This window comes from Cupriavidus sp. C3SS-1, from assembly GCF_057073755.1.
The window spans coordinates 206,904-231,187 of record NZ_CP172700.1 but is presented as its reverse complement, the minus strand read 5'-3'; the positions used below and the strand labels follow the sequence as shown (position 1 = coordinate 231,187).

The window sequence follows — 24,284 nt, the reverse complement described above, 5'->3', positions numbered from 1 at the left end:
GCTGAAATGAACCGTCAATCCGGGGTGAAGTTGATCGAGCGCAGCAGCTTGCCCTGGCGTTCGTACGATTCACGCGCGTCCCTGGAAAGCTCTTCGCTGGTCGCCGCCGAGCCGATCTCCATGCCGAGGTCTTCGATCTTCTTCTGGACATCGCGCGATTGCATGACCTTGAGCGTCGCTTCGCGCATCCTGGCAATCACGTCGGGCGGCACGCCCGGCGCGGACCACAGGCCCATCCAGCTCACTTCCTTCAGGTCCGGGAAACCGAGCTCGGCAAACGTGGGAACGTCCGGGAGTGCCGGGATCCGCTTCGGGTAGGCAATGGCGAATGCCTTCAGTTGCCCCGACTTGATGAACGGCAGAGAAGTGGCCGGGCCGTCGAACATGAGCGGGACATGCCCGCCCATCACGTCCTGCAGCGCGGGGGGCGACCCCTTGTAGCTCACGGTGCCCGTGTTCAGGCCGGCCAGCCGGTTGAACTGCACGCCGATGGTCTGGCCGCGCATGCCGGCACCGAAGTTCGCGTAATCGATCTTGCCCGGGTTCGCCTTGATGTAGGTAATCAGCTCCGCAAGGTTCTTCGCGGGCAGGCCGGGCTTGCCGACCAGCACAAGCCCCTGCCGGGTCAGCTGCGTCACGGGCACGAGGTCCTTGAACGGATCGAAAGTGACCTTCATGACGTGGGGTACTTCCGCGACGATACCCTTCTGGATCAGCAGGAAGGTATAGCCGTCCCGCGGTGCCGAGAGCATGCCATGCACGCCGATGGTTCCCGCCGCGCCGGCCTTGTTGTCGACGATCACCGGCTGTCCGAGCGGGCGCTGCAATTCATGCGCAAACAAGCGCGCCAGGATATCGGCGGTTCCGCCCGGCGGCGCCCCCACGATGATCCGCACGGGCTTGGCTGGCCATTCGGCCGCATTCGCGGTTTGCGCCACTGGCGCCAGGGCAATCGAGGCAATCATCGGCGCCAGCGCCTGGCGTGCAAACTTCGGGAAGGACTTCATCGCGGTTCCTTAGGGGGTCTCTTGGTCCGGGTCCATGCCATCCCTGGATGCCTTGGCCCGGCTTTGATATGGCCGTCAGGAGCATTCTGTGGGCGCGTGCGGCCGGCCGCTTTGCATCGCGCGACAGAAATGTGCAGATCGTGACAGCAGGCGCTCCAACCGTGCCGATGCCACATGGGGCGACTCCAATGCCGCGCCGGTTGCGCAGATCCGCGACACCTGCCCCAGACCTGTCCCAACTCGACAAACGGATGTCCCGGATAAACAAGCGTGCGCGGCGGGCGAGAAAGATACTCGTTGAACCGGATCCAAGCCGGAAACACGGAGACCAGAACACCCGCCCGACACGGCTGTCTCCTGAACCGAATACAGCATCCCCTGGAGACACACCATGAACTTTCTCGACGGCCACCTGTTCCCTGAAAACCAGCAACCGCTGATCATCACCGCCGCCCCGTACGCGCCGGGCTGGCTGCCCTCGGACTTCCCCGAAGACATCCCCGTGACCATGGCGGAGCAGATCCAGAAGGCCGTGGATTGCTACAACGCCGGCGCCACGGTGCTGCACCTGCATGTGCGCGAGCTGGACGGCAAGGGCAGCAAGCGGCTGTCGATGTTCAATGAACTGATCGCCGGCGTGCGCAAAGCGGTGCCCGAGATGATCATCCAGGTGGGCGGTTCGATCTCGTTCGCGCCCGAGGACGAGGGCCAGGCCGCCAAATGGCTGTCGGACGACACGCGCCACATGCTGGCCGATCTTGAACCTACGCCCGACCAGGTCACGGTGACGGTCAACACGTCGCAGATGAACGTGACCGACCACGCGGAAGACGCCGATTTCCGCGGCACCTCGCGCGAGAACCCGGCCATCTTCGCGGCCTACAAGGAAATGACGGTGCCCGCGCAACCGGGCTGGGTCGAGGAACACGTGCGCCGCCTGACGGCCAAGGGCATCCAGAGCGCCTTCCAGTGCTACAACACCAACAGCTTCGAGTCGGTGGAACGCCTGATGCGCCGCGGCTTCTACAAGGGCCCGCTGGTGATGAACTGGGTGGCCATCGGCGGCGGCATGGACACGCCGAACATCTACAGCCTGGGCAACTTCATGCGCGGCGTGCCCGACGGCGCGGTGGTGACGGTGGAGAGCAATGTGCGCAATGTGCTGCCGGTCAACATGATGGGCATCGCCATGGGGCTGCATGTGCGTTGCGGCATCGAGGACGGCATCTGGAACCAGAAGCGCACGGCGAAGCAGAGCACGGTAAAGCAGATCGAGCAGCTGGTGCGCATCTCGCACGAGTTCGGCCGCGAGATCGCGACGGCGAAGGAAGCGCGCGAGATCAGCAAGATCGGCGTGTTCTACGACACCGTGGAGGAGTCGCTGCAGGCCAACGGCTTCGCGCCCAACCGCAACGGCGGCACGCAGGGCTTCCTGCGCAAGACGCAGTGACGGGACCGCGCTGACGCCACGGTCCGGTCACACAGGGGTCCTTGCGCTGGTGTGCCAGCGCAGGGTTCATTCGTAGCCGGGGGAGCACACGTTTCCACCAGGCGTGTGCGGCGGCAAAGACTCGGCGGCTTCTCCCCGCTAGGTGTTTACGAGAGATCCTATGTAGGAGTCTTGACACGGCACGGGTGGGTGCATACCTTCAGGGCCGGTGACATGGCGCCAGAGCGCGGCACCGGAAGTCCACGGATTCGCCCCCAATCCCTATGAGTACCCTGATTCGCAGCGCCCTTCTGGTCAAGTATTCCGAGATCGCCCGGACCATTGGCGTCGATCCGGAGCGCATGATCCACCACGTGGGTGCCGATCGCTCGTGCATCGTTTCCCCCGACCTCCATGTGCCGGAGCCCTGGCTCGCAAAGGTGCTGGATTCCACCGAACAATCGTCCAGCTGCGCCGCGGTGGGCCTGTTGATGGCCGAATCCTGGCGGCTGTCGGACTTCGGCCCGATCAGCCTGGTATTGCAGCACCAGCCGACGCTGCGCCATGCGCTGGGCCAGCTTGATACCTATCGCCACCTGCTGAGCGAGTCCGTATTCGTGCATGTCGAGGAAGCGGGCGACACCGCCATTGTCCGGCAGCAACTGATCACGGAGAGGTCGATTCCCGGACGGCAGCCTGTCGAGCTTTCCGTGGGCGCACTGCTCAGCCTGATGAAGTCCATGCTTGGCGGCAGCTGGAAGCCGCGCAGCGTGCATTTCTCGCATGCCGCGCCGGCAAGCCTCCACGTCCATCACCGGCTGTTCGGGACACGCGTCGAGTTTGGCTGCGACTTTGACGGCATCGTCATGGACCGGCGCGACCTGGACCGGCCCAATCCGCTGGGCGACGTCAACCTCGCGCGCTACGCCCGCGAGTTCCTTGACCAGCATCCTCACGGCCGCCAGGTTTCCACGGCTTCCAATGTCCGGCGCGCGGTCCACATGCTTCTGCCCCGCGGACAGGGCAGCATCGATCAGGTCGGCCAGCAGCTCGGCATGAGCGCGCGAACGCTGCAGCGCCGGCTCGAACAGGAGGGCCTGGAGTTTTCATCGCTGGTGAATGAGGTCCGACGCGGGCTGGCCACCCGTTATCTCGGGGATATCCGCTACCCCGTGTCCCAGGTGGCCTTGCTGGTCGGATTCGCCGAGGTCAGTACGTTCTCGCGCTGGTTCAGCGCGCAGTTCGGCACGCCCCCCACGCGCTGGCGCGCTGAAATGAACCGTTGAGACCGGCTGCGCCCTGAGCGCCGGCGTGTCGATAGGCCTCGCGATCCCGGCCCCGGTGCCGGCTACTGGCGCAATCCGTCAAGTTGTGGCGCCGCCCGACAAGCACCGCCCCCTGGAAATGCCGAGAATCGCTGCCATCCAGTGATAGGAAAGGAGGCAGCATGAAAGCGGCACAAGTCATTGCCGGCGTCGACGGCGGTCGCATCGAGGTACGGGATATTCCCGTTCCGCGGCCGGGCCCCGAAGAGGTCCTGGTCCGGGTTCGTGCGTCGGGCCTGAACTACGGCGAACTCAAGTACATGCGGGAACATCGGGCCGGCAACCCGATGACCGCCGGCGTCGAATTCGCCGGCGAAGTCGTCAGCGTCGGCGAGAAGGTCAGGGACTGGCGCGAGGGCGACCGCGTCATGGGCCACGGCCGTGGCTGTCACGCGCAGTTCGTGATTGCGGCGCCGCTGGCACTGATGCCGGTGCCCGATGATGTCTCTTGGGTCGATGCGGCGGCCTTCCCCAACGTGTTCATTACCGCCCACGACGCTCTGGTGAGCAACGGTGAACTGAAGTCCGGCGAATCGGTGTTCATCAACGGTGCGTCGGGCGGCGTGGGCATGGCGGCGATCATGATCGCGTCGGCCCTCGGTGCCCGGCCGGTGATCGCGTCGTCGCGGTCGGCGCAGAAGCTCGAGCGCCTCGGGAAATTCGGCGTGGACGTCGGCGTCAATGCGTCGCGCGATTCGCAGGTGGAGGCGATCATGGCGGCCACCGACAAGCGTGGCGTGGACGTCATCATCGACACCGTCGGCGGGACGGTCTTCGAGGACCATATCAAGAGCCTCGCGGTGAAGGGCCGCCTCGTCAATATCGCCCGGCTGGGCGGCGGCGCCACTGCACAGGTCGATATCAACCTGCTATGGCTGAATCGCCTGAAGATCATCGGCGTCACGTTCCGCACGCGCACGGAGCAGGAGCGCATCGCGTGCATCCAGGCATGCGCGCGCGACCTGTTGCCGTCGTTCCGCGGCGGCAAGCTGCGCCTGCCGATCGACAAGACCTTCCCCCTGGATGCGATCGGCGATGCCTACGCGTATATCGCGGACAGCCAGCACCTGGGCAAGATCGTCCTCACCGCTGACTGACGAAGGGCACCATGAAAATCAATCAACTTACCTGCTCGATCGGCGCCGAACTGACTGGCGTGAGCCTGGCCGATGTCGCGCGCGACGATACGCTGTCCGCGGAAATCAAGGCGTTGCTGCTCAGGCACCGGGTGCTGTTCTTCCGCGACCAGGACATCACGCGCGAAGACCATGTCGCGTTTGCCCGGCGTTTCGGCGATCTGGAAGACCATCCTGTCAACAACACGGTGCCCGGCTATCCTGGCCTGATCGAGATCTACAAGAGCGAAAAGCGCGACCACTTCGAGAACACCTACCACAGCGATGCCTCGTGGCGCCCGAGCCCGCCCAAGGGGGCGGTGCTGCGCTGCCTTTCGTGTCCGGAGGTCGGTGGCGACACCATCTGGGTGAACATGGTGGAGGCTTACAAGAACCTGCCTGAAGAGATCAAGCAGAAAATTTCGCCGCTGCGCGCGAAGCACGGCATCGAGCATTCGTTTGGCGCGATCATGTCGACGGAGGAACGAGAGGAACTGGTGCGCAAGCATCCGCTCGTCGATCATCCGGTGGTCAGGACGCATCCGGAGACGGGGGAGAAGATCCTGTATGTCACGCCGTTCTCGACCCACTTCATCAACTACCATACGCCGGAGAACGTGCGCTTCGGGCAGGACAAGACGCCGGGTGCCAGCCTGCTGCTGAACTACCTGCTCAGCCAGGCCGCGATTCCGGAGTACCAGGTGCGCTTCCGCTGGCGGCCCAACAGCGTGGCGATCTGGGACAACGCCGCCACGCAGCACTATGCGGTCAGTGATTACTGGCCCGCGCCGCGACGCATGGAGCGCGCTACGATCATGGGGGATAAGCCGTTCTGATTTTTTTGGGGGTATGACTCGCCGACAGAACAAAGCGGGCCCGCACTTCAGCGGGCCCGGCAACTACATCAACCAATCAGCAACTCAGCGCCGTGCGGGCTCCATCCCCACCGGTTGCGGATCCGCGGAGACCGTCCGATTGGCCAGACCCAGCACCACTTGCAGCGCGAACGACACGGCACCGACGATAAACACCACGTCACCGAACGTCCGCACCCAGCGCAGCGTCTGCAGGATCGGTTGCTGCATGAACGCCTCGCTGCGCGAAAACCAGGTTCCGTATTCAACGCTGGCCAGGAACTGGATGATGCCGATCGGCAGCAGGCTGGTGCTGATCATCAGCACGAGACCGACATTCAAACCCCAAAACGCGGTCTTCATCAGCGCCGGGCTCAGGCGGTAGGCCGGACGCACATAGCGCAGCACCAGCAGCGTGAAGCCGAGCGCAAGGAAGCCATAGACCCCGAACAGCGCGGCATGCGCATGCACCGGCGTGGTGTTCTGGCCCTGGATGTAGTACAGCGAGATCGGCGGGTTGATCATGAAACCGAAGACACCCGCGCCAAGCATGTTCCAGAACGCCACCGCGACGAAGCACATCAGCGGCCACTTCAGGTCGGCCATCCATGGCGCGCGGTCCTTCAGGCGCCAGTTGTCCCACGCTTCATGACCCAGCACGATCAGCGGCACCACTTCCAGCGCGCTGAACGCCGCACCGACCGCCATCACCGGCGTGGTGGTGCCCGCAAAGTACAGGTGGTGGAACGTGCCCGGAATACCACCAAGCATGAACAGCGATGCCGAGGCCAGACTCGCTGCCGTCGCCATCGGGCGCGACACTAGGCCAAGCGTGCAGAACACAAAGGCTAGCGCCGTGGTGGCGAACACTTCGAAGAAGCCCTCCACCCACAGGTGGACCACCCACCAGCGCCAGTACTCCATCACCGTCAGGCTGGTGCGCTCGCCGTAGGCCAGGCCCGCGCCATAGAACAGGCCGATCGCGACGACCGACGAGGTCAGCAGTGCGAGCAGGTTCTTGTCGCCGCCGCGCGAACGCAGCGCCGGCCAGATGCCACGCATCATCAGCACGAGCCAGATCACGATGCCAGCGAACTTGCCGATCTGCCACAGGCGGCCCAGGTCCACATACTCATAGCCCTGGTGGCCCAGCCAGAAATTCAGGTTAGCCGGCAGGATCTGCGCGATGGCCAGGTAGTTGCCCGTGAACGAGCCAACCACCACGATCACCAGCGCCCAGAACAGCACGTCCACGCCCAGGCGCTGGAACTTCGGGTCCTTGCCGCCATTGATCAGCGGCGCGAGGAACAGGCCAGCGGCCAGGAAGCCCGTGGCGATCCAGAACAGCGCGCTCTGGATGTGCCAGGTGCGCACCAGCGAATACGGGAACCACTGCGAGACATCGATGCCGTAGAACTTCTGTCCTTCCACGGTGTAGTGCGCGGTAAAGCCGCCCAGGAACACCTGGAACACGAACAGCGCGACCACGAGGAACAGGTACTTGCCCAGCGCGCGCTGCGACGGCGTGAGCGCCACGGCCAGCAGCGGATCGCGCGTCGGCGCATGCGGCAGGTTCTCTTCCTTGCCGCGCAGGAACGCCCAGGCCCACACCAGCAGCCCCACGCCCGCCAGCAGCACCACCACGCTGACGACCGACCAGACCACGTTTTCGCTGGTCGGCTGGTTGCCGATCAGCGGCTCATGCGGCCAGTTGTTGGTGTAGGTGGCTTCGTGTCCCGGACGCGCGGTCGAGGCGGCCCAAGCCGTCCAGAAGAAGAAATGCGTGAGTTCCGCGCGGCGCTCGGCGCTCGGCAGGGTGTTCTCCTTCATCGCGAAGTGCTCACGGCTCGTGTGCAGGTCTGGCGAGTCGGAGAACAGGCGGTCGTAGTAGTCCGCGGTCTGTGCAATGGCCTGCGCGCGGCGCGGCGACACGGTCAGCACGGTCGTCTGCGGATCGGCGCTGTTGCCGCGGTATTCGGCACGCAACTGTTCGCGCAGCGCGGCTTGCGCCGGGCCGTCGAGCTTCGCGTACGGCCGGCTGTACTGCTGCTGCGCGGCCAGGTCCAGCCAGGCGGTCAGCTCGCGGTGCAGCCAGTCGGCGGTCCAGTCCGGCGCCTGGTAGGCACCGTGGCCCCAGATGGAACCAAGCTGCATGCCGCCGACCGATTGCCACGCGGTCTGGCCGTCGAGGATGTCCTCGCCGGTGAACAGCGTGCGGCCATCACTGACCACCACCTTGGCCGGCATGGGCGGCGCTTGCCGATAGACCTCGACACCGTAGTAGCCGAGCAGGGAGAACGTGACCACCAGCACGGCGATCAGCAGGAACCAGAGTCTGCGATAGGGACCCATGATAAGGCTCGCTTTATTGGGGATATGTTGGCGTTGGCTCAGTCGTTGGCGGCTTGCGTGGCAGCCGGCTCGAACAGGATGTTGTTTTCCAGGTGGATGTGTTCCATCAGGTCTTCGCGCAAGGTGCGCAGGCCGAGGTACAGCGCGCGCCAGGTATTGCAGGCCGCGCGCGGCAGCGTGATGTCGTTGGTCAGCGCGGCCAGGCGCTGCAGCGCTTCGCCGTGGTCGTCATGCTCCATGCGCATCACCGAGATCGGTGCGGCTGCGGCGGCCTGCATCCCTCGCGCCAGGATCGGGAACAGCACCAGCTCTTCCTTCTGCATATGCCCTTCCAGTTCGTCGCGCATGACTACCAGGTGGTCGGCCAGGCCCAGCGGACAATCCGGCCGGTCGCCGTGCACGTGCTCCACCCGGCGGGCCAGGCGGATCAGTTCCGGCAGCTGCTCGCGATGGCGCTCATGGAATCGCGTGAGGATGTGGGCGATCAGCGAGGCCGGCGGAACGGTGCCCCAGTCGGTCTGCACCGGTTCACTGTCGCGCTGCAGGGTCCCCAGGCGGGTTTCGATGGCTTCGGCATCCAGGCCCTTGGCGGCCGCGGCATCGCGCAGCGTCTGCTTGCCCCCGCAGCAGAAGTCGAGGTCATAGTCGTGGAAGATGCCGGTGGCACCCGGAATACGGCGGGCCAGCTGGCCCAGGGGCTGGTCTTGCAAGCGCATGATGTGCTCCTTCTCGAATGGATCGCACATCACTACGCTAGTACCGTGCCAGCTTTTTACTCCATATAAATCATTGACTTACCAAGGTAACGGTATAATTAACCCGTTTTGAATCGCGGTTTTTTTTACCGTTTAAGGTATTTATGACCCTGAATCGGCGGGATATTTATACCGAGCTGCTGGCCGATGTGCTGGCGGAACTGCCGCATGCCGTGCGCCTGCAGCGGCTGGTCAGCGCACTGCGCGCGTATTTCGGCTGCGGCGCCGTGGCCTTGCTGCGGCTCGAAGAAGAACACCTGCGACCGGTGGCCGTGGACGGGCTGGTGCGCGACGCGCTCGGACGCCGCTTTGCGGTCGGCCTGCATCCGCGCCTCGGCGCCATCCTGGCGCGGCGCGGCGTCACGTGTTTCCATCACGACAGCGTGCTGCCCGACCCTTATGACGGCCTCATCGACGAGCACGTGGGCGAGCCCCTGCCGGTGCATGACTGCATGGGCATCCGGCTGGAACTCGATAGCCGCGCATGGGGCGTGCTCACGCTCGACGCGCTGCAGGTCGGCACCTTCGACGATGCCGCGCAGGCCGAGCTGGACGGGCTGACGCTGCTGGTCGAGACCGCCATCCGCACCACGCGGCTGGAGGCCGATATCCGCGCGCTGCAACTGTCGCGCGGCAAGACTCCCGACAACGAGCTACCGGCCGACGACAGCGAGATCGTCGGGCAGAGCGAGGCCATCACGGGGCTGCTGCACGAGCTGGACGTGGTGGCGGATTCAGAGTTGCCGGTGCTGCTGCTCGGCGAAACCGGCGTCGGCAAGGAGCTGTTCGCGCACCGGCTGCACCGCCTGTCGCGCCGAAGCGAACGTCCGCTGGTCCATGTGAATTGCGCCGCGCTACCGGAATCGCTCGCGGAAAGCGAACTGTTCGGCCATGTCAAGGGCGCGTTCTCGGGCGCCACGGGCGAACGGCCCGGCCGCTTCGAAGCGGCCGATGGCGGCACGTTGTTCCTGGATGAAGTCGGCGAGCTGCCGCTGGCCATCCAGGCCAAACTGCTGCGCACGCTGCAGAACGGCGAGATCCAGCGCCTGGGCTCCGACAAACCGCGCCGCGTCGATGTGCGCGTGATCGCCGCCACCAACCGCAACCTGCGCGACCATGTGCGCGACGGCTCGTTCCGCGCGGACCTGTACCACCGGCTGTCGGTCTATCCGATCCCGATTCCGCCGCTGCGCGAGCGCGGCAACGACGTGCTGCTGCTGGCCGGGCGCTTCCTGGAACTGAACCGCGCGCGGCTCGGCATGCGCAGCCTGCGGCTGTCGCCGGCCGCGCAGGATGCGCTGCGCCGCTACCGCTGGCCCGGCAATGTGCGCGAACTGGAGCATGTGGTCAGCCGCGCGGCGCTGCGCTCCGTGAGCCGCGGGGCCAACCGCAATGACATCGTGACGCTGGAGCCCGACCTGCTCGACCTGGACAGCCTGGCGCCCCCGCCGGATGCGTCCACGCCGGTTGCTCATGGCACGGAAGCCGTACGCCCCCACGTGGCGCTGGCCGCCGGCGCCACGCTGCGCGACGCCGTCGAGCAGACCCAGCGCGACTGCATCGAACAGGCGCTGCACGCGCAGCAGGGCAACTGGGCCCAGGCCGCGCGCCAGCTCGGCATCGACGCCAGCAATCTGCACAAGCTGGCGAAGCGGCTGGGGTGCAAATAGGCGGCTCGGCCATGACGGTGCGCAAGCCGCCTGCGCGCTCAGCGATGTCCCGTCTCCGGCGCCGCCACGCCCAGCCCCGCGGCGAGCCGCGACACCAGCGGTTCCAGCCAGGGCGGCCGCGGTGCCGCATCCAGCCAGTACTTCACTTCGAGCCCGAGCGCGGTATCGCCGCTGATCACCAGCTTGCGCTGGAAAAACAGCGTATCGGTATCGCACTGTCCCGCCAGCAGGCGCAGGTAGTCGGGCACGCGGGCGCGCAACGTCAGTTCGGGCTCCTCGGTGCCGCGGCCAGCCGAGCGGAAGCGTCCCTGTTCGCAGCGGAAAGGCACATCCAGGCCGAGATCCTCGACCGTCAGCAGGAAGGTGTGCCCGTTCAGCGCGGCGGGCGGCTCCAGCCATCCGGCGCGGCGCGCGAGTTCCAGCGCCGAGACCAGCGGCAAGGCGCGCGCCCTGGCCGGCATGCGGCGATGCACGCGGGCAAGCAGGCTTTGCAGTACGCTCACGGCCGGTCCTCCCACATGATGCCAGGGCGTCCATGCCAATAGCCGTTGCACGGTTGCGCGCCGGCCGGCATGACGCCGCTCGGCGCGGGCGCACGTTCTCCGGCGCGAATCGCCGCCAGCGCGGCCACCGCTTCCAGCGTCCCGCTCGAATGCGGGCTCACGCGCAGCATGTCGACACCCATATGGGCCATGGCCTGCGCCTGGTCACAAAGGTCCAGGCACGTCGCCGACTGGGTCTGGATGCCATTGAGCGTGAAGAAGTCCTGGCCCTCGCCCGTCGCGGCAACCAGGCCGTCCGGATAGTCGAGACAGCGGAACTCGCAGGCGTCCTTGCGCAGCCGGTGATGGCGCGCGGTGAAGCAGCGCGCCGAGAAGGCCAGCGGCATGCGGCCCCAGGCCAGCACTTCGAGCGCCACGCCCGCGCAACGCCCCGCCGACAGCGCGGCCAGCGTGGCGCCGTCCATCTCGACCGGCACTACGCAGCCGCGGGCGCCAAGGCTGGCAAGCCAGGCGAGCGTATCGGCGTGATAGACGTTCAGGTGCGGGCCGCCGATAAACGGGCGCCCGCCCATGCAGCGCACCGCGCCGACGTCGTTGGCCTCGACCAGGTAGTCGTCCTGTTCGCAGACGCGGCGCATGCAGGTGATATCGGTGTCGGACTCGATCAGCACCGGCGTGGACAGCACCACCTCCTTGCCGGCTTCGCGCAGCATCTGCGCGATTTCCAGCCAGTGCGCATGGCGCAGCTCGTGGCGGCGCGTGCAGACGGTCTCGCCCAGGTAGACCCGATCGACGGCCGAATCGGCGACGTCGGCATAGAACTGCATCACCGTCGCGCGCGGCCAGTAGTACAGCAGCGGTCCCAGCGCAATGCCGAACCGGGCCGCGCCGGGTGTGGATGAATCCCGCATCAATGACTCCGTGGTTGGATTTGCCGCGCTCATCGCCACGGCCGGTCGTAGGCGCCCTGCGTCACCTGGTCGCCTTCGGCATGGCGGCCCAGCGTGCCCTGCCATTCCTGGCGCGGCGCGAAGCGCTTCGGCTCGGCACAGGCGGCGTCGATGGCGGCGCGCAGCACGCCGACGACATCGGCCACGTAGCGCGGGCTGCGCTGGCGGCCTTCGATCTTGATCGCGGCGATGCCGATGTCGAGCAGCGCCGGCAGCAGTGACAGCGCGTTGAGGCTGGTGGGCTCTTCCAGCACGTAGCCGCGCTCGCCCTCGACCTCGAATCGCCCTTTGCACAGCGTGGGATATCCGGCCGGCTCGCCGGGCGCGTAGCTGTCGATCAGGATGCCGGACAGGCGCGCGTGCATGGTGCCGTCCTGTTCGGTCCAGCGCACCGCGTGCGCGGGCGAGCAAACGCCCTTGTTGTTGGGAGAATCCCCGGTGGCATACGAGGACAGCAGGCAGCGGCCCTCGGCCATCACGCACAGGCTGCCGAAGCCGAACACCTCCAGCTCGACGCTGGTCTGCCGCGCCAGCTTGCCGATCTGCGCGAGCGACAGCACGCGCGGCAGCACCACGCGCTTGATGTTGAAGCGCTCGCGCATCAGTTCGATGGCGTCGGCGTGGGTGGCGGAGCCCTGCACCGACAGGTGCAGCCGCAGTTGCGGATGGCGCTGGCTCGCATAAGCCATCAGCCCCGCGTCGGCCATGATGACCGCGTCGGCGCCCAGGTCCGCGGCCGCGTCGACGGCGCGGTGCCACCTGGCCACTTCGCCCATCTGCGGGAACGTGTTGATGGCGAACAGGACCTCGCGGCGACGCGCATGCGCCTCGGCCACGCCGGTGCGGATATCCGCCTCGGTGAAATTGAGCCCGCCGAAATTGCGGGCGTTGGTGGCGTCGCGCAGGCCCAGGTAGACGGCATCGGCGCCGTGCTCCAGCGCCGCGCGCAACGCGGTCAGCGAGCCCGCCGGCGCGACCAGCTGCGGAACGCGCGCCCGCACGGAAGATGAGGTTGTCATGTCGGAAGCGCCGCTTGCGGCGCGGGAATTCGGCCAGCGCAGATGCTAGCGACGCACTTCGCGTGTGGACTTGACCACGCGCAAACCGCACCGCAACGCCTTGCGGCATAGACCGGTCGGCCTACGCCATTGGTGCAGGGGCGGCCGTCGATTGACCTTGGGCAAACGCGCGCGCCGGTCGCTGTGCCACCCTTGGCCGTTCGTGCGCGGTCCCATATCGCGGTCCGCACGCAGTTCCAAACAAGCGAGACCAACATGACAGAACACTGGCTGAAGCTGGCTGGGCGCCGGCTGCTGCCGATCGTCCAGGGCGGCATGGGCATCGGCATTTCCGCGCACCGCCTGGCGGGTACCGTGGCCGCGCACAACGGCGTGGGCACCATTGCCAGCATCGACTTGCGCCACCACCACCCCGACCTGCTCGCGCAAACCCGCGGCACGCGCGACAAGGCGCGCATCGAGGCTGCGAACCTCGTCGCGCTGGACCGCGAGATCCAGGCCGCACGCGAACTGTCGGGCGGGCGCGGCCTGGTTGCCGTCAACGTGATGAAAGCGGTGGGCTCGCACGCGCAACTGGTGCGCCAGGCCTGCGAAAGCGGCGCCGATGCCATCGTCATGGGCGCGGGCCTGCCGCTGGACCTGCCGGAGATGACCGCCAACTACCCGAAGATGGCGTTGATCCCGATCCTGTCGGAAGCGCGCGGCATCGGCCTGGTGCTGCGCAAGTGGATGAAGAAGGGACGGCTGCCCGATGCCATCGTGGTCGAACACCCGGCCCATGCCGGCGGCCATCTTGGCGCGTCGACCATCCAGGATCTCGGCGAAGACCGGTTTTCGTTCGCGCGTGTGCTGGCGGAATGCCGCGAGTTGTTCCATACGCTCGGGCTCGCGTGGGACAGTGTCCCGCTGATCCTGGCGGGCGGCATCAACAGCCATGCGAAGGTGCGCCACTGGCTCGGCGAAGGCGCCGCCGCGGTGCAGTTGGGCACCGCCTTTGCCGTGACCGAGGAAGGCGACGCCCACCCGGCCTTCAAGCAGGTCCTGGCCACCGCCGGCCCCGAAGACCTGCGCGAGTTCACCAGCGTGGCGGGCCTGCCGGCGCGCGCGGTGCTCACGCCGTGGCTGTCGCGCTACCTGTCGGGCGAAAGCCGCCTGCAGCGCCGCGCCAAGGCCCGCGACTGCCTGGAAGGCTTTGACTGCCTGCAGGCCTGTGGCCTGCGCGATGGCGTATCGCGCATCGGCCAGTTCTGCATCGACCTGAAGCTGGCACAGGCCGTGCGCGGCGACGTGGAGCGCGGGCTGTTCTTCCGCGGCAAGGGCACGCTGCCGTTCGGCGAAGCGATCCGCCCGGTGGCGGACCTGCTCCACTATCTGCTGACCGGCGAGAAGCCCACTGCCATCGCCGAACCGGCGACGCAAGCCACCGTCGCGGCATGAGCGACGTCCGGGACGTCCGCGCGTGACCCGTCGTCCGCCAGGCGTCCCAGCCCTTCGGCATCGAGCAGGAAGATCTTGCCGCGCTCGAGCCGCACCAGGTTTTCTGCACAGAAGCGGCTGACCACGCGTGACAGGGTTTCGGGCGTGATGGCCAGCTTCGAGGCCATCACGCGCTGCGTACACGCCAGCCACGTGCGGCGCCCCGCGCGCGCTTCATCCCGCAGGAATCCGGCCACGCGCTGCAAGGCGTTGTGCAGGCTGGTGGCCTCGATATCGCGCATCAGCGCATGCAGCCGGCCCGACAGGTTGCGCAGCAGGCGCGCGGACAGCAGCGGATCCCGGGCCATCGCCTGCCGTAGTGCGGCACTGTCGATGCAAAGCACCGTGGTACGCGCCATCGACTGACAGTCGGCTGGCTGCGGGGCATCCACGAACACCACGTCTTCCCCAAACACGGCACCAGGGCCAAAGGCCTCGATCGCACGTTCCGCGCCTTTTGCGCTGCCAGCGGCGGCGGGCAGCGAGAGCTTCACCAGCCCGTCCATCACGACAAACAGCCCGCGGCAGGGCTCACCGCGGCGGAACAGGAATTCGCCTTTCTGCAGGCGCCGCTGCGTGGCCGCGGCAACGATTGCGTCGAGCACGCGGCCATCGACGCCACGGAACAGCGGCAACCGGTCGAGCATCACGATCTCAGCCATGGTGAACTCCTTGCGCAAGTGGCTTGCGCGGCGGCAAGCCGCCCCGCGCGCGCATGGCGCGCATGCATCGCATTGCCTTAAGCAACTGCAACCCGAGCCAGGCATTGGCCAGCGCGAACGCCAGGCCGCCGGCGCGCGCCAGCCACGCGGGCGCGAGCGGCAGCGCCAGCAGCAGCGCGAAAGCCGCCAGCAACGACCACGCCTGGCGCCGTTGCGTGGCGGGCGTGATGATGGCCTGCATGGCCGGCACGCGCGCACGCGGCGGCAACAGCCGGCGCAGGTGCAGCCAAACCAGGAATGGAACGATCTTGCCGAGCATGGCGGTCACCGGCAACACGCCACCGCCGACCAGCGCCAGCGTGCCGACCCACCACGACAGCGTCGCCTGCCAGGGCTCGGGCACCACGGGCAGCACCGCCGCCAACAGCGCGGCGGCCAGCAGGCTGGTGGCCGCGACCGGCCAAAGCAGCCAGACGGGATCGTGGCGGCGCCGCGCCCCCAGCGTGGCCGCCAGCGCGAAGCCGGCCACCAGCGCCGCGAACAGCAGCCAGGGCAACAGGGCCCAGCGCGCAAGCGCACCATCGGGCCGGGATATCACTACAGCGCTGAATCCCAGCAGCGGCAACCAGTGCCCGAACGGCAGGCAGCGCTCCAGCCAGCGCGGCAGGCGTGGCGCCTGCCAGAACATCGGCAGCACCGTGGTGGCGATGCCCGTCACCAGCGCAGCAAGCCAGCCGCCCAGGCCCCAGGCCATGTGCAGTGCCAGCCATTGCGACGGCGGCACTGTCCACAACCCGCCGAACATGCCTGCCAGGGCCGCGCCGAGCAGGCCGGTCAACACCAGCGGTGCGCCGATGCCGGCGAGCGTGCGCGTGGTGGCATCCACCGCGGCGACGCGTCGCCCGGCCAGCAGCAGCAAGCTCCCCGCAAGCGGCAACAAGAGGCCGCCCGCCACGGCGGCAAGGCGAAAAGGTGCGCTGCCGCCCCCGAGAAAGCCCGCGGCCAGTGCGCCGGCTGTGGTGCCGGCGGCCAGTGCCACCAGCGGCGCGAGCGCACCCGAGCCCGGCACCGCCACGCCCGCCACCACGGGCATCATCTGGAACAGGGCGCCAAGCATGACGGGCAGCAGCATGCCAAGCGCCAGCACGTGCACGGCGGCAAGCGCCAGCGGTGCGAACCTGTCCGGCAGACCGGCCGCCGGGCCGAGCGCGAGCAGCAGGCCCGCGGCGGCGCCGAGCCAGGGCGCCGGCATCAGGCAGCCGAACACCACGCCGGGACGCGGCGCGCGTTCATAGTCGAGGCTGGCGACTTTCAAGGCGGATATCCTTTCGCTTGCGATCAGCCGGCGTTCGCCAGCAAGGCGTCAAGGCCGGGCACGCGCGCGCGACACATCGGGAACAGCACGTTTTCTTCCTTGAGGTTGTGTTGCTGCAGCAGCACGACCAGCGTGTCGACTTCGGCGGCCAGTGCGTTGGCGTCGCGCAGCTCCAGCCATTCGCGTGCGTTGTCGAGCAAGCCGCGGACTTCGTCGTGTTCGTGCCGCATCATGGCCGTGGGGCCGCAGGCGGAGCCAGCCACCTGCTCGAACGCGGGAAACAGCCGGTCCTCCTCGGCCGAGAAATTGCCCTGCAGCGCCGCGTCGAGGCGCGCGAACGAACCAGCGGCCGCTTCCCAGTCGGAATTACGCAGGCAGGCTTCAAGGTCCTCAAGCGCTTGGTCGCAATCGCGGTGCTGGCGCACCAGGGTTTCAATGCCGCTGGACATGGTGGTTCTCCGGGTTCATTCCGGATGGATGCTAGGACCCGTCTCGCGGCCCGGACTTGATCGCGAATAAGTCGGCGCGAGATTCGCGGACAAGACCCGGACACCCGCATGGTCTATGTGGCTCCGGCAGAAAAAGCCGTCGTTTTTATATCACGCCGTGATATTTAAAAACGCAGAACCGCAGACCGAAGCGAGGCCCGGCGTCTGCGCAACAAGCGCAGCACACCGCACAAAACTGTATCACGGAATGACGTTTTCTTGATCTGGCGCATGCTGAGCCAACGCGTCGGCGCGGACAATCGCCCGTAAGGTTGACCGCCCCCAGTCCCCAGACCTTGTTCCCCCATGCCTGATCCTGACACCCAAGCCGTCCCCCATGCGGACACCGACACTGCGCCGTTCGCGGACGGCAGCCCGCTTCCCGATGCCGCTGGCCTGACGCCGCCCCGTCACCGCCTGTCCACGCGCATCATCCTGCTGTCGCTGGCGTCGCTGCTGGTGGTGCTCACCATGATCGCCGGTACGCTGTGGCTGTCGTGGAAGCTCGAGGGCGCGGGCGCGGCCATCAATGACGCGGGCAGCCTGCGCATGCGCGCCAACCGCGTGGCGATCGAACTGGGGCTCGCCGCCACCGGCCACCCCAGCGCGCGCAATGACCAGATCCAGGCACTGGACGACACGCTGGCCCAGTTGCGCAAGGGCAATCCGGTACGGCCCCTGTTCCTGCCCGACGAACCCGCCATCCATGCACAGCTCGACCGCGTCCTGCATGATTGGCAACAGCGCCTGCGGCCGCTGGCGCAGGCGGGCAACGGTCCCGCCTACGTGCGCGCGCTGCCGGATTTCGTCGCCGAGGCCGACCGGCTGGTCGTATTGATCGAGCACGACAGCGCGCGCAAGACCGACCTGCTGCGGCTGTCGCAAGCCGGGCTGGCAGCCATTGCGTGCGTGGGCACGGTGGCGGTCATCTACCTGCTCTACCTGTGGATCATCCTGCCGGTGCTGCGCCTGCAGGACGGCCTGCGCCGCATGGCCGCGCGCGAATTCACGCTGCGCCTGCCGGTGGAGACGCGCGATGAGTTCGGCACCCTGAACGCGGGCTTCAACCGCATGGCGGACGAGCTGCAGGACCTGTACCAGGACCTGGCTTCACGCGTGGCCAGCAAGACCGCCGAACTGGAGCGCCAGAACCGCGACCTCGAAACGCTCTACGACATGGCGGCCTTCTTCAACCGGGCGCGCGATGCCGAAGCCATGTCGCGCGGCTTCCTGCAGCGCGTGATGCGGCTGTTCGATGCCGATGGCGGCTCCGTGCGCGTCATGGATGCCCAGCACGGCAAACTGCATCTGCTCGCGTCGTCGGGGCTGCCCGCGGCGCTGGCGCAAGCGGACCACTGCATGGCCGTGGACGCCTGCCACTGCGGCGACGCCACGCACGAAGGCGTGGTCGCCATTGCCGACTTGCGCAAGACGGCGCGCAGGCCGCTGCTGGCGCAGCCTTCGCCCTGCACGCGCGAAGGTTTCTCGGCCATGGCGGCCTTCCGCATCGAAAGCCAGCGCGGCGCCATCGGCACGTTCGCGCTGCACTTCCGCGCGCCGCGCGAGCTGCCCGCGTCGGACCGCCAGTTGCTCGAAACGCTGGCGCAGCACCTCGGCATCGCCCTGGAACACCTGCGCCTGTCGGCCAGCGCGCGCCAGCTGGCGGTGGTCGAAGAGCGCAACCTGGTCGCGCAGGGCCTGCACGACAGCATTGCGCAGGGCCTGAATTTCCTGAACCTGCAGGTGCAGCTTCTCAGCGACGCGGTGGACCGCGACGACCTGGCGGAAACCCGGGAACTGGTGCCGATGCTGCGCCACGGCGTCGAAGAGAGCTACCAGGACGTGCGCGAACTGCTGAACAACTTCCGCTCGCGCCTGAAGCCCGGCGAGCTGCGGCCCGCCGTCGAGGAGACCGTCGAGCGCTTCCGCCGCCAGTGCCGCACCGAAGCCGAGCTGGTCATCGATGACCGTGGCAACAACCTGCCGTTGCAGCCCGAGCAGCAGCTGCAGGTGCTGTTCATCCTGCAGGAAGCGCTGTCCAACGTGCGCAAGCATGCCATGGCCGCGCACGTCACTGTCTCGCTGAGCCACGGGCACGATTTCCGGCTCGTGGTCGAAGACGATGGCGAGGGCTTTGATCCGGCCGACCTCGGGCATGGCAACGAGGTGCACGTCGGCCTGAACATCATGCGCGAGCGCGCCGCCCGCCTCGGCGCGCGGCTGGCCATCGAGGCCCGCCCGTCGCATGGCACGCGCATCGAGCTGGTGCTGCCGCGCGGGGGCGGGGCCGCGCGCGCCGAATCCCATTCCACCGCGGGGCAAGCGTTGCCGCGCCCAACCCAGGAGTCCCTGTCATGACCATCCGCATCCTGTTGATCGACGACCACACGCTGTTTCGCTCGGGCATCCGTGCACTGCTGCAGCGGCAGTCCGACTTCGAGATCGTCGATGAAGCGCCCGACGGCGTGGAAGGCATCAAGCGCGCCAAGCAGCACCGTCCGGACGTCATCCTGCTGGACCTGAACATGCCAGGCCTGTCGGGGCTCGAAGCGCTGCAGTTGCTGGTCGAGGACCTGCCCGACTCCGCGGTCATCGTGCTCACCGTTTCCGAAGAGGCCGAGGAGCTGGCCACCGCACTGCGCAGTGGAGCGCGCGGCTACCTGCTGAAGAACATCGAGACCGAGGCCCTGACCAGTGCCATTCGCCGTGCCGCCGCCGGCGAGCCGGTGATCTCCGACGCCATGACCGCCAAGCTCGTGCAGCAGTTCCGCGCCCCGGCACCGGCCCCCGCGCGCCTGGACGACACCGCGCGGCTGACCGCACGCGAGCGCGAGATCGTGCAGGGGCTGGCGCGTGGCGAAAGCAACAAGGAAATCGCCCGCGACCTGGGCGTCGCCGAAAGCACAGTGAAGATCCACGTGCAGAACATCCTCAAGAAGCTCAACCTCGCCAGCCGCGTGCAGGTTGCGGTCTATGCGGTGGAACATGGCCTGACCGAGGCAGGCTAGGCGCCACCTGCGCGCGGGCGTCGTCCGATTCCTACACCGTTTTCAGTCGCGTTCCGGAAGGACCGGGCTGGCCGCTCGGCTACGCTGAAATTACGTGGCGAAGCCTGTCCACGGACCCGCTGCAGCAATGAGGCCCGGACAGCGACAAGCCCAGATGACAAGCGTGGCCTATCGGCCCAAAACCTGGAGCACGCTATGGGAATCGGCACCATTCTTCTGATCCTCCTCGTCCTGTTGCTGATCGGCGCCTTGCCGGCCTGGCCCTACAGCACCGGATGGGGCTACTGGCCAAGCGGCGGACTGGGACTGATCCTCCTGATCGTCGTGCTGTTGGTGGTTCTGGGCCGCATATAGAGGCGCGGCACCAGGAACGCACTGCCCTGCGGGCACCGTCCGGTGACCGTGGGGCAGCGCTTCAGTTCAAGAAGGAGACAGTCATGCCAGCAAAATCGAAGGCGCAGCAACAGGCCGCAGGTGCGGCGCTCTCCGCCAAGCGCGGCGAGAAGAAAGCCAGTTCGCTCAAGGGCGCGTCCAGGTCGATGGCCAAATCCATGAGCAAGAAGGAACTCAAGGAGATGGCGTCGACCAAGACCAAGGGCAAACCCAAGCACGTATCCGATCGCTGAGCACCAGCGCATCGGGATACCTCGTGGAACGCCCGTCCCGCCATGCGGGACGGGCGTTCCGGCCGTCTGGGGGTCACGGGGACGTGCCGGAACCCTCCAGCGGCTGCCGCTCGCTGTTCGCGGTGGGCGCATTCGCCGCCGCGGGCCGCTGCGCCGCAACCGGTCCGGCGCGCGCGCCGGTGACCATCTCGCGCAGCCAGTTCACCAGCAGGCTGGAATAGGAACGCTGGTGCTCCTCGTCAGTCAGGCCGTGATCGGCGCCCTTGATCACGCGGTAGGTCAGGGAGCTGACATGCGTGCAGGCGTCCACGTAGCTCGTAACCACGGCATGGGGAACGATCTGGTCGTTCTCCGATTCGATGATGAGCACATCGCCCTCGAAGCCGGCGCAGGCACGTAGCGCGCGATTCGAATCGGGCGCCACCACCGAGCGCCGGTAGGTGACCAGGTCCTGGTCGCGGTGGAGCTGGCGCTTGGGCAGCTCCCAACCTTCGTCCATGTAGAGCGCCGGTGCGCGCAGCGCAATCCAGCGCACCGGACGCAACGTCGTCAGCACCGCCGCCAGGTAGCCGCCATAGCTGCTGCCGACCACGGCAATGGCCTTGCGGTCGACTTCCGGATGCCGCGCGAGCACATCGTAGGCCGCCACCAGGTCGGCCAGGTTGCGCATGCGGCTGACCGTCTCGTACTGCGTGCGCGTGCCGGCGTGGCCGGTCAGGTCGAAAGTCAGGCACACGCAGCCGAGGCCCGCTATCTTGCGCGCGCGGGCAAGGTACTGCTCCTGGCTGCCACCCCAGCCATGCACGAACAGCACGCCGGAAAGCTTGGTGGCCGGTGCGATCAACGTGCCGGCAATGCTGCCGCCTTCGGTCTGGATCGCGATCGTATCTTCATGGGTTGCCATCGTTTTCCCGCTCCAGCCATGCGTACTTGGTCAGCGGGCCGACGTCGCGGTCCTCGCCCTGGAAATACACTTCGGCGCCGGCCGGGACCGGCGCGCCCGCACCGTAGACTTCACGCGTCGCGGCCACCACGCGGTGGCGCTGCGGGTCGGCTTGCAGCGCCTGCAGCGCGGCCAGTTCGGCACCGGTCGCACCGCCGACGCGCCAGGACTGTTCGAGCACGCCGCCCAGCGGCTGGCCGCTGGCGTCGCCCGATGGCGCGCCGAACGCCACGTCGTAGTTGCAGCGCGACAGCACCATCTCCGGATAGCAGTCGAGCGCGGCGTCGTGATAGGCCGTTGCCGCCCGCACCGCCGCCAGCTTGCATGGCGCGAGCGGCTGCGCCAGCAGCGCGTCGAAGCCGCCGCGCACGACCGTCAGTGTCGAGCCGCCATAGACCTGTTTCCCGCTGTTGTTTTCGGTGAGATCCTGGGTACCGCAATAGCTGGCCAGCAGGCCATCCAGCAGCACCTGCCCGACGCTGTAGGTGCGCGGCGATGCCAGGTCGCGTTCGAGCACGAGACCATTGGCTTCGATATCCGCCGCCGCCATGGCGGCCAGCGCCGCGTCGAGGGCTGCTTCGCTGTCGACGGTCTGCTGGCCGAGTCCGCCGATGCCGCACGGGTCCTTCAGGCGCACGACGCCTGCTGCCAGCAAGCGCGCGCCCGCACTGCGGGCATCTTCCAGCGAAAACGCGGTATAGCCCGGCAGCACCGCCGCACGGGCGCGCCGCACGAAGTCCGGATCCCAGCCTTGCGGGGCCGCCGCATCGGGCGCGACCAGTCCGTGCGTGATCGCCTTGGTGGCAACGAAGGCAAACGGCACCACGCCGCCAAACAGGTCGTCGACCCCATGAACGCCGAGCGCACGCGCGTGCGCGACCCCGACCAGCGTGTCCAGCGGCACCAGGTACAAGGCCTCCGCCGGTGCTCTGCCGCGACGCTCGTAGGCGCCGCGGAAGCCGTAGCCCGCGAGCTGGGCGACCTTCCTGCCGATGCGCTCCAGCGTCATGGCCTGGTGGCTGTCCTGCTGCCCATACTCGGCGCAGCCATACACCATCACCTGCCTTGCCTTGTCGACGTCCGGCGGCATGTCACGCCTCCTGTCGGAGTACGGCGGGTTCCTGCGACCCGGCTGGGCCTGCATCGGCAGCCTTCAGACCCAGGCGCCTGCTGGTGCGGGCCTCGTGCTTGGCGGCCTGGTTCAGGCAGGCCTCATCCAGCGAATGGCTGGCCTTGAGACCGCCCTCCTTGTCGGCCAGCTCCGCGAGATGGCGATAGAACGCAGCAAGCTGGTGCAGTTCTTCTTCGTCGAGGTCTTCGATCGAGACCAGCATATTGCTGGCCTCGCGATGCGAAGCCAGCAATTCGTTGAGCTTGAGGTGTACGGCCACGGCGTCCTTGTTCTGGCTTTGCTGAATCAGGAACACCATGAGAAAGGTCACGATGGTGGTGCCGGTGTTGATCACCAGTTGCCAGGTTTCCGAGTAGTCGAACATGGGACCTGTAATCGCCCATGCGATCACCACGGCTACGGCCAGGACAAACGCCGCCGGCGAGCCCGCGCGGCGCGTGGCCGCCCCGGCGAAGCGGTCGAACCGATGCATCAGCCATGACCGCGGCCGCGCGCCGATGGCCGATGCCGCGCCCCGTGCATCGCTCAAGTCCGGGCCCTTTCTGCTCATCGCTGTTCTCCTGTTCGCGGCGCACAGTCGCCGCCGACACGCTGCTTCCATTGTATGGAGCGCGCCGCCAATGTTCAGCGGGCGCCGTCCTACAACGCGCACGGCACTTTGCGATACAGCCCGCTGTCCGCGGGAACATTTCTTGCGCCGCGGTGGAGTCCCCCACGCACCAGCCGGAGATCTCCATGCCGCAATCCAGCGAACTCGCCGACCAGGTCCGCGCCCGCATTGCCGAGGCGTTCGCAGGCAACCTGCCCGGAGGGCTTGTCATCGAAGTCGAGGACAGCCGCGTCGTGCTGACCGGCTGTGTCGACAGTCCTGCCGTAGCGCAGGAAATCGAAAAGGCCGCGGCCATCAGTCCCGGCGTGCTCGGCGTGCAAAACGCGCTGCGCACGCGGCATGACGATCCGCCGTCCCCGCCCGGCCAGCCGGTTGCGAGCGACATGAACGCCGAGCCAGTGGCCCCGCCTTACGGCCAGATCAACCACAAGGTCTGACGCAACGTGGTCGTGGCGGCACGCAAGAAGCAAGGGCCGGCGCAAACTGCCGCCGGCCCTCGCCCCTCTCTCCCACCCTGAATCCGGTCCCTGCGAAAATCAGCGCCACGGGTCGTAGCGGTCCGACTCCCAGTACGGCGAAATGCCGTAGTACTCGTGAATGCTGGTGGCCCACTGCGAATCCGCCATGCCAGGCCAGTGGTCCTTGTCAAAGCCTGGCGCGGCCTTCAGGCGGTCCTTCTCCACGCCCAGCACGAAGCATTTGCGGCGCGTGTCCAGCGTGAGCGCCGACCACGGCAACGCAAACAACTTTTCGCCGATGCCCAAGAAGCCGCCGACGGCCAGCACGGCGTAGGCGACGCGTCCGCCTGGCACGTCGATCATGATGTGGTCGATGGTGCCGAGATCATCGCCGGCAGGGTCGACCACCTTGTTGCCTTCCAGCGTATCGGCCGCCATCACGAACGGGCCCGGGCCCGGTGAATCGCGATCGATGCTGCCGACGATCGCCGCACCGCGCGGCTGCGATTCCTGTTCACGAGTCGGGGGTTGGTCTGGTCTCATGGACACCTCCTGAATTGATGCAAGCGGATGGACGAGGGAAGTCG

At 67.3% G+C, this 24,284-nt stretch carries 24 protein-coding genes; 11 read left to right on the top strand and 13 right to left on the bottom strand.

Going from position 1 to position 24,284, the window contains the following annotated elements:
* Positions 1-14: 14 nt before the first annotated feature.
* Positions 15-1,007, bottom strand: coding sequence for a Bug family tripartite tricarboxylate transporter substrate binding protein (locus ACIGJC_RS17070; RefSeq protein ID WP_483713202.1), 993 nt, complete (start codon positions 1,005-1,007; stop codon positions 15-17).
* A 391-nt stretch (positions 1,008-1,398) separates the two neighbouring features.
* Here ACIGJC_RS17070 and ACIGJC_RS17065 point away from each other — a divergent pair, with 391 nt between their 5' ends.
* From ACIGJC_RS17065 to ACIGJC_RS17050, 4 genes are all read left to right on the top strand, one after another.
* Positions 1,399-2,457 (top strand): beta-keto acid cleavage family enzyme, encoded by a 1,059-nt coding sequence (locus ACIGJC_RS17065; protein WP_483713200.1) that lies wholly within the window; start codon positions 1,399-1,401, stop codon positions 2,455-2,457.
* A gap of 263 nt (positions 2,458-2,720) precedes the next feature.
* Positions 2,721-3,722 carry an AraC family transcriptional regulator gene (locus ACIGJC_RS17060; RefSeq protein ID WP_483713199.1) on the top strand — a complete coding sequence of 334 codons (1,002 nt, stop codon included), beginning with the start codon at positions 2,721-2,723 and terminating at the stop codon, positions 3,720-3,722.
* Positions 3,723-3,883: 161 nt separating this feature from the next.
* Positions 3,884-4,858, top strand: coding sequence for a quinone oxidoreductase family protein (locus tag ACIGJC_RS17055; protein ID WP_483713197.1), 975 nt, complete (start codon positions 3,884-3,886; stop codon positions 4,856-4,858).
* A gap of 11 nt (positions 4,859-4,869) precedes the next feature.
* Positions 4,870-5,712 carry a TauD/TfdA dioxygenase family protein gene (locus ACIGJC_RS17050; RefSeq protein WP_483713195.1) on the top strand — a complete coding sequence of 281 codons (843 nt, stop codon included), beginning with the start codon at positions 4,870-4,872 and terminating at the stop codon, positions 5,710-5,712.
* A gap of 84 nt (positions 5,713-5,796) precedes the next feature.
* Here ACIGJC_RS17050 and ACIGJC_RS17045 read toward each other — a convergent pair whose 3' ends face one another.
* Together ACIGJC_RS17045 and ytfE are read right to left on the bottom strand one after the other, a co-directional pair.
* A complete protein-coding gene (locus tag ACIGJC_RS17045; RefSeq protein WP_483713193.1) occupies positions 5,797-8,082 on the bottom strand; it encodes a nitric-oxide reductase large subunit in 2,286 nt (761 codons plus the stop codon).
* Between the two features lie 38 nt (positions 8,083-8,120).
* On the bottom strand, positions 8,121-8,798 hold the full coding sequence (ytfE, locus tag ACIGJC_RS17040; RefSeq protein WP_483713192.1) for an iron-sulfur cluster repair protein YtfE: 678 nt from the start codon (positions 8,796-8,798) through the stop codon (positions 8,121-8,123).
* A gap of 143 nt (positions 8,799-8,941) precedes the next feature.
* Between ytfE and norR the strand changes: the two genes are divergently transcribed.
* Positions 8,942-10,507, top strand: a complete 1,566-nt coding sequence (norR, locus tag ACIGJC_RS17035; protein ID WP_483713190.1) for a nitric oxide reductase transcriptional regulator NorR — start codon at positions 8,942-8,944, stop codon at positions 10,505-10,507.
* Between the two features lie 38 nt (positions 10,508-10,545).
* Here norR and ubiT read toward each other — a convergent pair whose 3' ends face one another.
* The 3 genes from ubiT to ubiU are packed head-to-tail and all read right to left on the bottom strand — an operon-like array spanning position 10,546 to position 12,979.
* Positions 10,546-11,010: a ubiquinone anaerobic biosynthesis accessory factor UbiT gene (gene ubiT / locus ACIGJC_RS17030; RefSeq protein WP_483713188.1), complete on the bottom strand. Its 465-nt coding sequence runs from the start codon at positions 11,008-11,010 to the stop codon at positions 10,546-10,548.
* Entirely contained in the window at positions 11,007-11,921 is a 915-nt protein-coding gene (locus tag ACIGJC_RS17025; RefSeq protein WP_483713186.1) for a U32 family peptidase, read from the bottom strand. Before ACIGJC_RS17025 ends, ubiT begins: the two co-directional genes overlap by 4 nt.
* A 29-nt stretch (positions 11,922-11,950) precedes the next feature.
* Positions 11,951-12,979: a ubiquinone anaerobic biosynthesis protein UbiU gene (gene ubiU, locus ACIGJC_RS17020; RefSeq protein ID WP_483713184.1), complete on the bottom strand. Its 1,029-nt coding sequence runs from the start codon at positions 12,977-12,979 to the stop codon at positions 11,951-11,953.
* Positions 12,980-13,234: 255 nt separating this feature from the next.
* On the opposite strand from ubiU, the gene ACIGJC_RS17015 reads away from it, so the two are divergent.
* On the top strand, positions 13,235-14,416 hold the full coding sequence (locus tag ACIGJC_RS17015; RefSeq protein ID WP_483713183.1) for an NAD(P)H-dependent flavin oxidoreductase: 1,182 nt from the start codon (positions 13,235-13,237) through the stop codon (positions 14,414-14,416).
* Here the strand turns inward: ACIGJC_RS17015 and ACIGJC_RS17010 are convergent.
* The 3 genes from ACIGJC_RS17010 to ACIGJC_RS17000 are packed head-to-tail and all read right to left on the bottom strand — an operon-like array spanning position 14,347 to position 16,881.
* Positions 14,347-15,117, bottom strand: coding sequence for a Crp/Fnr family transcriptional regulator (locus ACIGJC_RS17010; protein WP_483713182.1), 771 nt, complete (start codon positions 15,115-15,117; stop codon positions 14,347-14,349). The two genes, ACIGJC_RS17015 and ACIGJC_RS17010, sit on opposite strands and share 70 nt — an antisense overlap.
* Complete coding sequence (locus tag ACIGJC_RS17005; protein ID WP_483713180.1) at positions 15,110-16,432, bottom strand: hypothetical protein; 1,323 nt, start codon at positions 16,430-16,432, stop codon at positions 15,110-15,112. The genes ACIGJC_RS17010 and ACIGJC_RS17005 overlap by 8 nt, the downstream gene beginning before the upstream one ends.
* A 23-nt stretch (positions 16,433-16,455) precedes the next feature.
* On the bottom strand, positions 16,456-16,881 hold the full coding sequence (locus ACIGJC_RS17000; protein WP_483713178.1) for a hemerythrin domain-containing protein: 426 nt from the start codon (positions 16,879-16,881) through the stop codon (positions 16,456-16,458).
* Positions 16,882-17,226: 345 nt separating this feature from the next.
* On the opposite strand from ACIGJC_RS17000, the gene ACIGJC_RS16995 reads away from it, so the two are divergent.
* From ACIGJC_RS16995 to ACIGJC_RS16980, 4 genes are all read left to right on the top strand, one after another.
* Positions 17,227-19,278 (top strand): type IV pili methyl-accepting chemotaxis transducer N-terminal domain-containing protein, encoded by a 2,052-nt coding sequence (locus tag ACIGJC_RS16995; RefSeq protein ID WP_483713176.1) that lies wholly within the window; start codon positions 17,227-17,229, stop codon positions 19,276-19,278.
* Positions 19,275-19,928, top strand: a complete 654-nt coding sequence (locus tag ACIGJC_RS16990) for a response regulator (protein ID WP_483713175.1) — start codon at positions 19,275-19,277, stop codon at positions 19,926-19,928. Before ACIGJC_RS16995 ends, ACIGJC_RS16990 begins: the two co-directional genes overlap by 4 nt.
* 195 nt (positions 19,929-20,123) lie before the next feature.
* Positions 20,124-20,282, top strand: a complete 159-nt coding sequence (locus ACIGJC_RS16985; RefSeq protein ID WP_483713174.1) for a DUF3309 family protein — start codon at positions 20,124-20,126, stop codon at positions 20,280-20,282.
* Positions 20,283-20,365: 83 nt separating this feature from the next.
* Complete coding sequence (locus ACIGJC_RS16980) at positions 20,366-20,554, top strand: DUF3008 family protein (protein WP_483713173.1); 189 nt, start codon at positions 20,366-20,368, stop codon at positions 20,552-20,554.
* A gap of 73 nt (positions 20,555-20,627) precedes the next feature.
* Here the strand turns inward: ACIGJC_RS16980 and ACIGJC_RS16975 are convergent, their stop codons facing one another.
* The 3 genes from ACIGJC_RS16975 to ACIGJC_RS16965 are packed head-to-tail and all read right to left on the bottom strand — an operon-like array spanning position 20,628 to position 23,101.
* A complete protein-coding gene (locus ACIGJC_RS16975; RefSeq protein WP_483713171.1) occupies positions 20,628-21,458 on the bottom strand; it encodes an alpha/beta hydrolase family protein in 831 nt (276 codons plus the stop codon).
* Positions 21,445-22,587, bottom strand: coding sequence for a DUF3182 family protein (locus ACIGJC_RS16970; RefSeq protein ID WP_483713170.1), 1,143 nt, complete (start codon positions 22,585-22,587; stop codon positions 21,445-21,447). Before ACIGJC_RS16970 ends, ACIGJC_RS16975 begins: the two co-directional genes overlap by 14 nt.
* Before the next feature lies 1 nt (position 22,588).
* A complete protein-coding gene (locus ACIGJC_RS16965; protein WP_483714443.1) occupies positions 22,589-23,101 on the bottom strand; it encodes a low affinity iron permease family protein in 513 nt (170 codons plus the stop codon).
* A gap of 263 nt (positions 23,102-23,364) precedes the next feature.
* On the opposite strand from ACIGJC_RS16965, the gene ACIGJC_RS16960 reads away from it, so the two are divergent.
* Positions 23,365-23,676: a BON domain-containing protein gene (locus ACIGJC_RS16960; RefSeq protein ID WP_483713168.1), complete on the top strand. Its 312-nt coding sequence runs from the start codon at positions 23,365-23,367 to the stop codon at positions 23,674-23,676.
* Between the two features lie 99 nt (positions 23,677-23,775).
* Here the strand turns inward: ACIGJC_RS16960 and ACIGJC_RS16955 are convergent, their stop codons facing one another.
* Entirely contained in the window at positions 23,776-24,240 is a 465-nt protein-coding gene (locus tag ACIGJC_RS16955) for a PRC-barrel domain-containing protein (RefSeq protein ID WP_483713167.1), read from the bottom strand.
* Positions 24,241-24,284: the final 44 nt, after the last annotated feature.